Below are 13,104 nucleotides of genomic sequence, written 5' to 3' on the forward strand. Positions count from 1 at the left end.
TAGGGTAATACCTTGCAGATCTAGGTATCAGGAGGACCCTTTGCGCATTGACAAGGACCTGGTCGCCGCTTCGGCCACCCCGCTCGTGCTGGGGATATTGTCGGAGGGCGAACTATACGGCTACGCCATCAGCAAGCGCGTCAGCGAACTGTCCGACGGAGGGCTGGAGTGGACGGACGGCATGCTCTACCCGCTGCTGCACCGACTCGAACGGTTCGGGTATGTGTCGTCCTCGTGGGGCATCTCGGAGGCCGGACGGCGGCGCAAACACTACGCCATCACCGCCCAAGGCCGGGAGGTGCTCGCCGAGCGGCAGCAACAGTGGACGGTGGTCGCCGAGACGCTGCGGCGGGTGTGGCAGGCAGTGCCGCCGCCCGCGGCCCCGGTCGAGGGGTGGGCCTGATGGAACCGCATGCCGAGTTGGAAGCACAGATAGACCGGTGGCGCGGGTATGTCCGGCGGCGGCAGGCGATCTCACCCGCGGACCTCGATGAACTCGAGGACCACCTGCGCGGACAAATCGCCGACCGCCAGGCGTCAGGGCTGGACGACGAGGAGGCCTTCCTCGTCGCGATCAAGCGCCTGGGCAATCTGGATGCGATCTCGCATGAGTTCGCCCGCGAGCACTCCGACCGGCTGTGGAAGCAGTTGGTGCTCGTCCCGCAGGACGCCGACTCCGCAGCGCCGCCATGGCGGGAGCTCGCTGTCGTCCTCGCGCTCGCCGTGGGGGCAGGGGTGGCCGTCAAGGCAGGCACCCTGTGGCTCGACGGCGCGGTCCTGGCGCGCAACCTCGGCCTCCTCGTCTTCCCGTTCCTTGCCGCGTACTTCGCCTGGAAACGCCGGTTGACGGTGCCCAAGGCGGCTGCGCTGCTCGTCCCGTTCACCGCGCTGGCCGTGCTGCTCAATGCCTATCCGTTCGCGGCCGCCGGTTCCACCGAGGTGCTCGCCGTGCTGCACGCCCCGGTCGTCCTGTGGCTGCTGGCGGGCGTGGCGTACGTTGGCGGCAGGTGGCGGGAGCACAGCCGGCGCATGGACTTTGTCCGGTTCAGCGGTGAGCTCGCGATCTACTTCACGCTGCTGGCCCTCGGCGGGGCGGTGCTGATCGGGCTCACTTTCGGCGCGCTGCAGGCTGTCGGCGTCGACTTCGAGCCCGCGATGGAGGCCTGGATACTGCCGTTCGCCGTCCCGGGTGCGCTGGTCGTGGCCGCCTGGCTGGTCGAGGCCAAGCAGAACGTCGTCGAGAACATCGCCCCGGTGCTCACCCGCGTCTTCACGCCCCTGACCATCGTGATGCTGCTGGCCCTGCTGGCGGTACTCACGGCGGCAGGCGGCCTGGTGGACGTCGACCGGGGGCTGCTCATCCTGATGAACGCGATCCTCGTGCTCGTCCTGGCCCTGCTGCTGTACGCGATTTCTGCCCGCGACGCGCTGGCGCCGCCGGGCTTGTTCGACGGCCTGCAATTGGTCCTCGTCGCCGCCGCGGTCGCGGTCGACGCCGTCATGCTGACGGCGATGCTGACCCGGATCGCCGAATTCGGTACCAGCGCCAACAAGGTCGCCGCGCTCGGCCTGAACCTGCTGCTGTTGGTGCATCTGGTGTGGGCGGCGTGGCTCACCGTCGGGTTCCTGCGCGGGCGGCGGCCCTTCGCGGCGCTGGAGCGCTGGCAGACAGGGTACCTGCCGGTCTATGGCGCCTGGGCCGCCGTCGTCGTCGTGGTATTCCCGCCGGTTTTCGGCTTCGCCTGACCTGCGGGGCCGTAGGTCTGCCGCCACTTCCAATGTAGCGCGCACCGGGGGGCTTGCTGCAAGGCCCCCCTCATGCCCCAAACTGGCCCGGACGTGCGCTGAAGAGGCGCACGAAAAGGCTCGGAGAGGCGGGGTCGTGATGGTGGAGGTCATCGTTGCCGGGGGCGGTCCGTCGGGGCTGATGCTTGCCGGTGAACTGGCGCTGGCGGGCGTGGATACGGCGATCGTGGAGCGCCGCCCGACGCCGGAGCTGGTGGGCTCGCGCGCGGGCGGCTTCCACTCGCGGACGATCGAGATCCTCGAGCAGCGCGGGATTGCCGACCGGTTCCTGGCCGAGGGCCAGCCCGTCCAGGCGGCGTTTTTCGGGAACACGATGCTGGACGTCAGCGACTTTCCCACCCGCCACCCCTACACGCTCGGGCTGTGGCAGAACCATATTGAGCGGATCCTGGCCGGCTGGATCGAGGAACTGGGTGTGCCGGTCCATCGGGGCCTCGAGGTAACCGGCTTGGTCCAAGACGCCGCCGGTGTCGACGTGCATCTCGCCGACGGCGGGCCGATGCGCGCGCGGTACCTGGTCGGCGCCGACGGCGGACGCAGCGCGGTCCGCAAGGCGGCCGGCATCGGGTTCCCCGGCTGGGATGCCACGAAAAGCAGCCTGATCGCCGAAGTGGAGGTAACCGAGGATACGCCGTCGGGCATGCGCATCGACGAGGTGGGGGTCCACGGGCTGCACCCGATGGAGGACGGGCGAACGGTGCGGGTGGTCGTGACCGAGAAGCAACTGGGGCCGGCGACCGAGCCCACGCTGGCGGACCTCGGCACGGCGCTGTCCGAGGTCTACGGCACCGACTTCGGGATCCACCATCCGACCTGGATCTCGCGCTTCACCGACGCCACGCGGCAGGCCGCGGCCTACCGCAGCGGACGCGTGCTGGTGGCCGGGGACGCCGCGCACATCCATGCTCCTTCGGGCGGGCAGGGGATCGGGCTCGGCATCCAGGACGCCGTGAACCTCGGCTGGAAGCTCGCCCTGGTGGTCCGGGGCAGTGCCCCGGACAGCCTGCTGGACACCTACCACGCCGAGCGGCACCCCGCCGGAGCCCGCGCGCTCAAGCACACAATGGCGCAGTCGCTGATGCAGCGGGCCGACCCGCGCGTCGGCGCCTTGGCCGACACGGTGGCCGGACTGCTCACGATCGACGAGGCCCGGAAGCGGCTGGCTGCACTCATCTCCGGCCTGGACGTCCGCTACGACCTCGGCGAGGGGCACCCGCTGCTCGGGCGGCGCATGCCCGATCTCGACCTGGTCACCGCCAGGGGCCCGCTGCGGGTGTTCACCCTCCTGCATGAAGCCCGCGCGGTGCTGCTGAACCTCGGCGCGCCGGGCAGCATCGGGTTGGGGCAGTGGGCGGACCGGGTGCAACTGGTGGACGCCAGGTACGACGGCGGGTGGGAGCTTCCCGTCATCGGTTCGGTCAGCGCGCCGGCCGCGGTGTTGATCCGGCCCGACGGGCATGTGGCGTGGACGGGGGACGGAACTCAGTCGGGACTGGAGGACGCGCTCGCCCGCTGGTTCGGGCCTGCGCGGCCGTGACGCCGCGGCGGGGAGGAGGCGGGCCCTCATCAAGCGGCCGGGCCGCCGGAACGCGAGGCCCAGACGCAAAAACTCCCCCGGTTTCCCGGGGGAGTTGACGCGGAGACGGGGGGATTTGAACCCCCGGTCGAGTTTAACCCCGACCCTTCATTAGCAGTGAAGTCCATTCGGCCGCTCTGGCACGTCTCCATACGCTATTGCTAGCCACACAAGACTACCCAGAATCCGGGGCCAAGAGCAAAACCGCGAACGGCTCAGCCGGTCAGCGCGCGCCACAGGAACGCGTGCGAGAGCGCCTGCAACCGGGCCGTCTGCTTGTTGTCGCTGGCGCCGGCGTGTCCGCCCTCGAGGGCTTCGTGGAACCAGACGTTTTCGATCCCGAGTTCCTGCATCCGGGCGGCCATCTTGCGGGCCTGCACCGGGCCCACCCGGTCGTCCGAGGTGGCGGTCCAGATGAGTGTGTCGGGATACTCGGTGCCGGGCTGGAGCAGGTGGTAGGGCGAGAAGGTGCGGATGAACTCCCACTGTGCCGGGTCCTCGGGGTCCCCGTACTCCGCGATCCAGGAGTAACCGGCGGAGAGTCGGGTGTAGCGGGCCATGTCCAGCAGCGGCACCCCGCACGACACCGCGCCGAAGAGGTGCGGGTAGCCGGTCAGCATGTTTCCCACCAGCAGGCCGCCGTTCGATCCGCCGGCGCAGCCCAGCCGCTCCCGGCGGGTGACCCCGCGGTCCATCAGGTCCTGCGCCACCGCGGCGAAGTCCTCGTAGGCGCGGTGCCGGTTGGCCTGGAGCGCCGCCCGGTGCCAGCCCGGGCCGTACTCGCCGCCGCCGCGGATGTTGGCCACCACGTACACGCCGCCGCGCCCCTCCTCGCTGCGCTGTTCCAGCCAGGCCCGCCCCACCGTGCCGCTGTAGCCGGGCGTACGCGCGACTTCGAACCCGCCGTAACCCGAGAGCAGCACCGGGTTGCCGCCGTCGTACGCAAGATCCTTGGGGCCCACCTGGAAATAGGGGACCTGCGTGCCGTCCTTGGAGGTGGCGAAGTGCTGCTGGACCTCGTAGGCGGAGGCGTCAAAGTACGACGGCGATGCCTTGACTTCCAGTGCCGGCCCACCGATGGTGCCGCGCGAGAGGGTCGACGGGGTGAGGTAGCCGGTGGCCACCAGCCAGTAGTCGTCGGATTCGTCGTCGTCCACCCCGGATGCATCCACGGCGTGCAGCGCCGGGCAGTCACGGAGTTCGGAGGCGGCCCACTGCGCGGCCGGATCCAGCACCAGGATCCGGGACGAGACGTCCTGCAGCAGGTTGAGCAGCAGGTAGTTCCGGGTCCAGCTCCAGGACTGCAGCGAGGTTGCCGCGTCGGGGGCGAAGAGGACCTGCAGGGAACGGTCGCCGGCCAGGAACGCCTCCAGATCGGCGGCGAGCAGGGACCCGGCCGGGTGGACGGTGCCGTCCAGTTCCCAGTCGTCCCGCGGCCGCAGCAGCAGCCACTGGCGGTGGAGATCCACGTTCACGTCGGTGGGAACGTCGATGGGCAGCCACTCGCCGTCGCGCCGCAGGTAGGTGCGGTAGTTGAAGAAATCGATGACGTCCACCGCCACGTCCCGTTCGAAGCCGGGGGTGGAGTCGTGGCCCACCTGGGCCAGCATGTGGTCTTGGGGGACGTCGAAGTACTCGGTGGCAGCCTCCGGAGCCTGGCCGCGGCGCAGGATGCGGCTGGTCCGCGGGTAGGAGGAAGTGGTCAGCGAGCCGGGGCCGAAGTCGGTGCCCAGCAGGATGTGGTCCTCGTCCAGCCAGGAGACATAGCTCTTGGCCACCGGGATGTCGAAGCCGCCGGGCACGAAGGCGCGGTCCTCGACGTCGAACTCGCGCAGCCGCACCGCGTCGCCGCCGTCGGGGGAGAGCCGCAGCATGGCACGCCGGTAGCTGGTTGTGTCGGCCGGGCGCAGGAAGGACGAACCGGCATAGACCCAGTCGACGCCCTCGGCGGCGGCCAGCGCGTCGACGTCCAGCAGCACCTCCCAGTCCGGGGAATCGGTCAGGTAGCTCTCCCAGCTGGTGCGGCGCAGCAGGCCGCGGGGGTTGGCTTTGTCCCGCCAGAAGTTGTAGTAGTGCGGGCCGCGCTTGATGACGGCCGGGATCCGGTCCTCCGCGTCCAGGACTTCCAGAATGCCGGCCTCCAGCGCCGTGAACGAGTCGTCCACGAGCTTGGCCTCGGTGAGCCGGTTTTGTGCCTTCGCCCACTCCAGGGGCTTGTCGCCGTAGATGTCCTCGAGCCAGATGAAGTCGTCCTGGGGCAGATGCGCGGTGTCCTTGGCCATGGACCCATCCTAGGCATGCCGCCACGGGGAGCCGGTTTCCAACCCGTAGGCTAGACGGATGGACAATCCGGGCAGTTACCGTGTGGCGATCGTGGGCGCCGGCCCGCGGGGCACCTCCGTGCTGGAGCGGCTGCTGTCCAACCACCGGGCCCACGGCGGGGCGCGCCTGCGGATCCACCTGATCGATCCCTATCCTCCCGGCGCCGGGCATGTCTGGCAGCCGGGCCAGTCCCGGTTGTTCCTGATGAACACCCCCTGCCTGTTCCCCACGGTGGTGCCGGCCCCGGGGACCCCACAGGTGGGCCCCGATCCGGTGGCGGGCATGACCTTCGAGGCCTGGCGCTCCGCGGTCGCGGCCGGCAGCTTTCCCGAGGTGCCGCAGGACGACCGCGAGGAGGCCGCTGCGCTGGGGCCGGCCGATTTTCCCAGCCGGGCACTCTACGGGCGCTACCTGACCTGGACCTTCGCGCAGCTGGCCGCCCGGACCGGGGCGGACGTGTCCCTCACCGTGCATTCGGCGGAGGCCACCGGTCTCTCGGAGCACGACGGCGAATGGCAGCTTGAGCTGGCCGACGGTGCCACCGTGGCGGCGGACGCCGTGGTGCTTGCCCTGGGGCACGTTCCCGCGGCGCTGAATCCGGAGCAGCAGCAGCTGCAGGATGCAGCGGCCCGGCACGGCCTGAACTACCTGCCGCCGAATGTGCCGGCCGACGTGGACTGGGACAGGCTCCCGCCCGACCGCACGGTGCTGGTGCGCGGCATGGGGCTGAACTTTTTCGACCTGATGGTGCAGGTCACCGAAGGCCGCGGCGGAAGGTTCCTCCCGGCGACGGACACCGAGCCGTTGCGCTACGTCCCTTCGGGGAAGGAACCGCGGCTGGTGGCTGGCTCCCGGCGGGGCACGCCGTACCGGGCGAAGGCCAGGATCGACAGCTACATCCCGGCCGGCGTGGAGCTGCGGCATTTCACCACGCACGCGGCCAGCCTGTATGCCGAAGCCGGCGTGCAGCCCGGCTTCGACCACGACCTGTGGCCGATGCTGCACCGCGACGTCTACTGGGCCTACTACTCCACGCTCGCGCGGGTGGAACCGGAGTGCCTGAGCGTGCCGCCGGAGGAGCTGCTGGCCGGGCTGGAGCGGCTGCTGGCGGAGAAGACGGAGCCGGGCAGCCGCACCCTGCTGGTGCGTGCGGGGGCCTACCTGTCGGAACGGGTCGCCGGGCACCGGTTGCTGGACGTGGAGGCACTGGCCAAGCCGTTCAACGGGCGCAAGTTTGCCTCCGCGGCGGACTACGAGCAGGCCGTGCTGGACTATCTGGATGCCGATGCCATGGGTTCCGCCCGCGGCACCGACGATCCGCTCAAGATGGCCATCGGGGCTCTCAACGCCGGGCGCTCGCTGTTGAAGAAGATTGTGGCCGACGGCGGCATCACGGAGGAATCGTGGCTTGCCGAACTGCGCGGCTGGTTCGAACCGCTGGTCGAAGGGCTGGCGAGCGGACCGCCGGCCCAGCGCATCGAGCAGTTGGCCGCCCTGGCGCGGGCCGGTATCGTCCGGTTCGCCGGGCCGGAACCGGTTTACGAGGTGGACCCGGACAGCGGCCGGTTCCGGGTGACGTCGCCGTGGGTCGACGGCGCCGAATACACCGGCGCGTACCTGGTGGAGGCGATGATGCCGGCCAACCGGGTGGCCCACAACCGGTCTCCGCTGCTGCGGCGGATGCTCGAGGACGGCTTGGTCCGGCCGAGGTTGATGATCGGGCCCAACGGACAGCCGGTGACCTCTTCGGGCCTGGACGTGACGCTGCCGCCTTACCGTCCGCTGGACCGAAACGGCCATCCGGCCCGGAGCCTGTATGTGATCGGGCTGCAGCTGTCCTCGGTCCAGTGGGGCACGTCGATCGCCGCCGAGGCCGGGGCGCCGGGCGACACCGGCGGCCGTACGCTGCAGGATGCGGACCGGATAGCGCGCGCCATCCTGGCCGCAGCAGACAACAGGAGCCTGGCCGGCCCCGCACAGGCGGGCACCGACGTCGTCGCCAGCGGGGTGCCGGGGTACTGACCCCGGCCACGGACGCGCGTAGGCCCTCCCCGGCGGGGGAGGGCCTACGCAGTGGTTTCTAACCGGCCTTGCCGCCTTACTTGTCTTTGCCCATGTCCAGGCCCACGATGATCGGATCGTGGTCGCTGGCCCGGTAGGGGTCCGGCGCATAGAAGTCGGTGGCGTTGTAGTTGTACCGGCTGTACTCCAGCGCGATCGACTCCACCGAGTTGATGTTCCAGATGTCGGCGCCCTCGACCTTCGCGTCCGCGGCGGGCGAGGCGAAGATGTAGTCCAGCGAACCGACCATGCCGCCGAAGCTGTAGCTGTGCTCGCCGGTCTTGGCGCCCTGGTCGACGTACCCGGCGTCGGTCAGGACCCTGATCGGGTCCTCCTTCGCGTAGGAGTTGAAATCGCCGGTCAGGAGCACCTTGTTGGTCCGGAACTGCTCTTGCAGCCGATCCGCAAAGTCCACCAGGGAATGCGCCTGCGCGGTGCGGGCGGCGTTCCAGGCGCCCTGGCCGTGGTCGGCGTTCTCGCCCGACTTCGGGCCGGAGCCCTTGGACTTGAAGTGGTTGGCAATCACGATGAAGGTATCCGAGGCGCCGTTCTTGGCCTTGAACGCCTGCGCCAGCGGCTTGCGGGCGTTGGCGAAGGCTGCGGTGTCGTTGTGGATCACCGACTCCCGCACCGTCTTTACCTCGTCCTTCTTGTAGATGAAGGCCGTGCGGATGAAGTCCTCATCCGCCAGCGCCGGCAGCTCCTCCGGCGACCGGACGTAGTCCCACCCGCCGTGCTGAGGCCCCTTGCCCGAATGCTTGCCGTGGTGGCGGGTGTCGCCCAGGTCCGCATTCAGTGCCTCGGTCAGCGCGGCCAGGGCGGCGTCGCGGTCCTTGCCGAACTGCGCGGAGTTCTCGATCTCCTCCAGCGCCACGATGTCCGCGTCCAGCGCATTAATGGCCGCAACGATCTTGGCCTGCTGGCGTTCCAGGTTCGCCGCGTCCCAGGCGCCGCGGGCGTCGCAGTTCCGGGCCGTGACCGGGTTGCCATCGCGGTCCGTGAAGGCACCGCATCCCGCCACCTGATCGCCGGTGGTGGTGAAGTAGTTCAGCACGTTGAAGGAGGCCAGCTTCACGCCGCCAACCTGTTCCGGAGCATCAGTGCGGGTGTTCTGGAACGACGCCGGCTGGACGCTTTCCGCGTTCTTCACCGTCAGATGTCCCAGCGGCTGGAAACGCCAGAGATCGAACCGGTAATCCAGCACTACGTTGGTGGTGAATGTGGCCGGGGACCCCACCCGGACCGGATCCTCGGCGGAGAGGTAAGGCAGCGGGATGTCCTTGTTGGCGTCGGCGCCCAGGTAGTTGACGCTTGAGCCGTCGTCCAGCGTGACGGCCAGGGCGGCGTTCTTCTCGGTTTCGGCCCAGAACGCGTCCGAACCATAGGTCCCGACGGCGGTCGGCTGCACCAGCGGGGAGTTTCCGGCGGCCAGGCCGATTTCACCGTACTGGTTCAGGGAGTAGTTGTCGGTGACGGTGAAGCCGCCCTGGGGAGCCAGCAGCATGCCCTCGAACTTCTCGCGCTCGTCGTCGCTGGCGGGCCAACCGATGGCGGCCGCCTTCGGGGCCGCTGCCGCCTCGGTGAGCAGCTTCAGTCCGTCGGCGGCCACCGTGAGCTCGGTCAGCCCGTGGAACTCGCTGACCTTGCCCGTGACCTCCACGAAGTCGCCGGCCTCTACCTGGCCGACGGTGGCCGGGGAGTAGACGAAGACGGCATCGGACGCCGTCCGGGCTGCCGCGTCGGTGTCGCCGCCGGTGCCTTCCGTCTGGATGTAGTAGCCGTCAAAGCCGCCCGTGGCGTAGGCGGCGGTGACCACGCCCCGGGTGGTCACGGTCTGGCCGGCCAGCGGGGACTGCATGCCGGTGCCTTGGATGTCGGCGATGGCCACGGACCGCGGCAGCGGTTCGGGATCACCGCCGCCGTCGCCCCCGCCGGTGCCCTGCGGGGTGATGTCTTCGCTGAGGCTGAAGTCCGCGGAGTTGTTGTCGGTGTCCGTTCCTTCGGCGCGGTTCAGCGACCGCACGTCCTGGTTGTTGTCCGGCGCTTGGGCCGCTTCGGTTTCAAAGGTGTTCGAGGTGCCGTAGCCCAACAGGTCCACCACGTTGGCACGGTCGACGACCGAGCCGGTGCCCAGGTCCGCCACCGCACCGGCCTGGTTCGACAGCACCAGGGTGCCTCTCGTGCCGGACGGGGCCATGCCGGTCACCAGGTCAGGCTCCGGCAGGTCTTCGCCGGCGCTGCCGTTGGAGTTGGCCTGCACCAGATAGTGCCCGCCGGCCTTGATGCTGCCGGACAGCTCCGCCACGGCACTGGGGTTTCCGGTGCCGGTGGCCGAGCGGTACTGCAGCGACCAGCCGTCGAGGCTGATGTCGGCGTCCGTGGGGTTGTACAACTCCACGAACTTGTTCCGGTAGGCCGCGCCGGCGCTGCCGCCGGACAGATAGGCTTCGTTGATCACTACATGGCCGGCGCTGGTGTCTCCGGCGATGAGGGTGGTGGGCAGCCGGAAGGTGGTTCCGGACGCATCCGCGGTCAATGTGAAGTAGCCGCCGTCCAGCGCGGACGGTGCGGTGAACTCAATGGAGGCAGCGCCGTCGGTCACCGGGAAGGTGCCCAGCGTGGTGCTGGTGCCCGCGGCGTCGACGTAGGCCAGCGACACCTCGGTGGTCACCGGGGCGCCCAGCGACGTGAGGTCCAGCTTGGCCACTTGCACGCTGACCTTTTCGCCGGGACTGACGGACTCCGGCGCGCCGGTGAGCTGCACGCTGCGCCGGGCGAAGTCCGGGGACAGCGGGCTGTTGCCCCGGAGGTAGGCAATCCACGCGTCGCGGTCCACCAGGCCCGAGTCGCGGGTGTCGGTCCCGTCGTTGAAGATGTGGAAGTTGTCGCCGCCCTGGGCAAGGAAGCTGAAGGTGCCCACGCGGTAGCCGCGTTCCGGGTCCAGCGGTTCGCCGTTGACCCAGACGCCGGTGATGCGTTCCCCCTCGGGCAGGGCCGGGTCGTATGTGTAGTTGACGTTCTTGCTCAGGCCAAGCTGCAGGTAGGCGCGGCTCGGCACGTCGCCGGAGGCGGTGCGCTGCCACTGCTGCTCCAGCATGGCCTCGACCTGCGCGCCGGTCAGCGTGGTGGTCCACAGGTTGTTCAGGAAGGGCAGCACCGCGTTGGCCTCGGCGTAGGTGACGGTGCCGTCGGGCGCGTAGTAGAGCTCGTTGCGCAGGCCGCCGGGGTTCACCACGCCGATCTGCGCGCCGCCGCGTTCGGCGGAAGACAGCGACGCCAGCAGCGAGTCGGCGACGAGGTTGCCCAGCGTCGATTCCGAGGCGCGGTCGTCGCGGTCCGGCTCGGTGCCGGCATCCGGCCCGTCGGGCAGGAACGCGGTGGTGATGTCGGCGGTGACGGAGCCGACCGGCTGGGCGCCGATCTCCGCGGCGTGCTCGAGTGCGGCCTGGACGATCGAGGATACCGCGGCCACCCGCGGGTACGCGGCCGCCAAGTCACCGTCCGCGGTCTTGGTCCGCGGCACCACAGCCCCAGTGTGCGCCACGACCTCGTCCGACGCGGCGTCATAGCTCAGCTGCACCTGGCCGATGTTCTCGCCGTAGGAGCCTGCCTGCACCGCGGGCCGGGTCTTGCCCTCCGCACCCGGGACCGGGGCGTCGAAGCTGTAGGCCTGGTGGGTGTGGCCGTTGAAGATGACGTCCACGTCCGGGCTGGTCTCGTTAACGATCCGGTTGAACACGGCGCTGGCGCCCACCGCGCCGCCCAGATCGGTGTTGGTGTTCGCTCCCTCGTGGAAGGACGCGATGATGACGTCGGCTTCGTCGCCTTCGCCGTCGGTCAGCTGGGCCGCCACCCGGTTGACGGCGTCCACCGGGTCGCCGAACTCCAGGTCCGCGATCCCGCCCGGGGACACCAGCGAGGAGGTTTCCTCCGTGACCACTCCGACCACGCCGACGCTCACGCCGTTGACCGTGACCAGCTCGTACTCGGGCAGGGCCGGATCCGTGGTGCCGGCCCGGTACACGTTGGCGCCCAGCTGCGGGTAGTCGGACGCGGCGGCCACGCGGTCGGTCAGGTCGGCGAAGCCGCCGTCGAACTCGTGGTTGCCCACCGCCGTCGTCGCCAATTCGAGGGCGTTGAGCACATCGATGGTCGGCTGGTCCTGCTGCGTGGAGGACGCGAAGACGGAGGCGCCGATGTTGTCGCCGGCGGAGGTGAACAGCGTCCCCTCGGGGTTCTGCGCGCGGAGCTGCTCCACGGTGCCGGCGAACTTGACGGTGTTCGCGTCGATCCGGCCGTGGAAATCGTTGATGCTCAGCAGGTTCAGCTCGACCGGGTCGGCCGCGTGCGCAGGCAACGCGGCGAAAGGCGCCGCCACCAAGCCTGCCGTCAGGACCGCCGCCAGCGCGGTCTTCGGTGATGAAGTAGCCATGTGGCCCTATCTCTCAGGTGGAAGTAATGCTCCTCGAACCGCAGGGAAGGGCTGCGGCACGGCTGGTTGCACGGTGCACAGAGCGCACCGCCCCCAGTCCAGCGGGCACGGATGAACGGGAGGTTACCCGAGGGCCAGAAGCAGTGGAAGACTTCTGCGAAAGAACGTTTAAATTCGCCGCGGAACGGCTCCCGCTCTTGACAGGAAGGGTTGGGGCGGCGTCCGGGTAGCTAGCTTTGGGAAGCTAGGCGGAGCTGCCACCGGGAAGGTACATTCGGGGCGACGGCCGGGACGTTACCGCCGGGCGTCCTTCAGCGTGCCGGTGACGGGCTTCGAGCCTTCCTCCCCGAGCAGGCACAGCAGCTCCCGGTCCTCCTCGCCGGTCCAGCTGGCCTCGGTCGGGTTGAGGTAGGTCAGCTCCAGTGCCGAATCGTCGTAGGGGATGCCGGCGAAGGCCTCGAACTCGGCCACGCAGAACTCCTCGGCCTTGGCCGCCACTTCCTCGTCGCCGGGAAAATCGCCCTCCGGCAGGTTGCTGGCGGCGAACGCCTCCAGCTCGTGGGCCTGGTCGCACGGCACGAACTCCACCTCGGTCAGGCGGTCGGTGTCCGGATTGTTCAGGCAGTCGCCCACCTTGATCGCGTAGGCGCCGGCCGCGGCGGCCTCCGTCACCGCACCGGACTCATCCCGCGGCGGTTCCTCCGTTTCACCCCCGCAGCCACTAAGCAGCGCCAGAAGGACGACGGCGGTGGCCGCCTTGAGGGGGCGGCGGACGGGTGCTGGCTGGCTGGGCACGGGTGGACTCCTCAAGCTTTGGTGCGAACGACTCCTAGCCGAGGGTATACCGGGGGAGCGCCGGGCCAGAATACTTGACGCCGGATGGCCGGCGTCCGGACCATGCGCCCGA

General features: G+C 69.6%; 7 protein-coding genes and 1 tRNA gene. 4 read left to right on the top strand and 4 right to left on the bottom strand.

From position 1 onward, the window contains the following. Window positions 1-40 precede the first annotated feature (40 nt). From AC5RTY_RS12160 to AC5RTY_RS12170, 3 genes are all read left to right on the top strand, one after another. The gene (locus AC5RTY_RS12160) at window positions 41-403 is read left to right on the top strand and encodes a PadR family transcriptional regulator (RefSeq protein WP_494002295.1); all 363 of its coding nucleotides are present in this window, start codon (window positions 41-43) and stop codon (window positions 401-403) included. Continuing rightward, the gene (locus AC5RTY_RS12165) at window positions 403-1,746 is read left to right on the top strand and encodes a permease prefix domain 1-containing protein (RefSeq protein ID WP_494048847.1); all 1,344 of its coding nucleotides are present in this window, start codon (window positions 403-405) and stop codon (window positions 1,744-1,746) included. Before AC5RTY_RS12160 ends, AC5RTY_RS12165 begins: the two co-directional genes overlap by 1 nt. Before the next feature lie 139 nt (window positions 1,747-1,885). Beyond that, a complete protein-coding gene (locus AC5RTY_RS12170) occupies window positions 1,886-3,343 on the top strand; it encodes an FAD-dependent monooxygenase (protein WP_494139620.1) in 1,458 nt (485 codons plus the stop codon). Window positions 3,344-3,443: 100 nt separating this feature from the next. On the opposite strand, the gene AC5RTY_RS12175 is transcribed toward AC5RTY_RS12170, so the two are convergent. Together AC5RTY_RS12175 and AC5RTY_RS12180 are read right to left on the bottom strand one after the other, a co-directional pair. Then, a tRNA-Ser gene (locus AC5RTY_RS12175) sits at window positions 3,444-3,532 on the bottom strand. Between the two features lie 65 nt (window positions 3,533-3,597). Next, entirely contained in the window at window positions 3,598-5,664 is a 2,067-nt protein-coding gene (locus AC5RTY_RS12180; protein WP_494139605.1) for a prolyl oligopeptidase family serine peptidase, read from the bottom strand. Between the two features lie 58 nt (window positions 5,665-5,722). Here AC5RTY_RS12180 and AC5RTY_RS12185 point away from each other — a divergent pair, with 58 nt between their 5' ends. After that, a complete protein-coding gene (locus AC5RTY_RS12185; RefSeq protein ID WP_494014756.1) occupies window positions 5,723-7,726 on the top strand; it encodes an FAD/NAD(P)-binding protein in 2,004 nt (667 codons plus the stop codon). Between the two features lie 76 nt (window positions 7,727-7,802). On the opposite strand, the gene AC5RTY_RS12190 is transcribed toward AC5RTY_RS12185, so the two are convergent. Both AC5RTY_RS12190 and AC5RTY_RS12195 read right to left on the bottom strand, forming a co-directional pair. After that, a complete protein-coding gene (locus AC5RTY_RS12190) occupies window positions 7,803-12,197 on the bottom strand; it encodes an ExeM/NucH family extracellular endonuclease (protein WP_494139606.1) in 4,395 nt (1,464 codons plus the stop codon). A gap of 294 nt (window positions 12,198-12,491) precedes the next feature. After that, a complete protein-coding gene (locus tag AC5RTY_RS12195; RefSeq protein WP_494014754.1) occupies window positions 12,492-12,992 on the bottom strand; it encodes a septum formation family protein in 501 nt (166 codons plus the stop codon). Window positions 12,993-13,104: the final 112 nt, after the last annotated feature.

The organism is Arthrobacter sp. Y3224055, assembly GCF_059090825.1.

Bases quoted from the DNA above. Each gene is read 5' to 3' on its own strand.
- AC5RTY_RS12165 (WP_494048847.1), top strand. From the start codon at position 403: ATGGAACCGCATGCCGAGTTGGAAGCACAGATAGACCGGTGGCGCGGG.
- AC5RTY_RS12170 (WP_494139620.1), top strand. From the start codon at position 1,886: ATGGTGGAGGTCATCGTTGCCGGGGGCGGTCCGTCGGGGCTGATGCTT.
- AC5RTY_RS12180 (WP_494139605.1), bottom strand. From the start codon at position 5,664: ATGGCCAAGGACACCGCGCATCTGCCCCAGGACGACTTCATCTGGCTC.
- AC5RTY_RS12185 (WP_494014756.1), top strand. From the start codon at position 5,723: ATGGACAATCCGGGCAGTTACCGTGTGGCGATCGTGGGCGCCGGCCCG.
- AC5RTY_RS12190 (WP_494139606.1), bottom strand. From the start codon at position 12,197: ATGGCTACTTCATCACCGAAGACCGCGCTGGCGGCGGTCCTGACGGCA.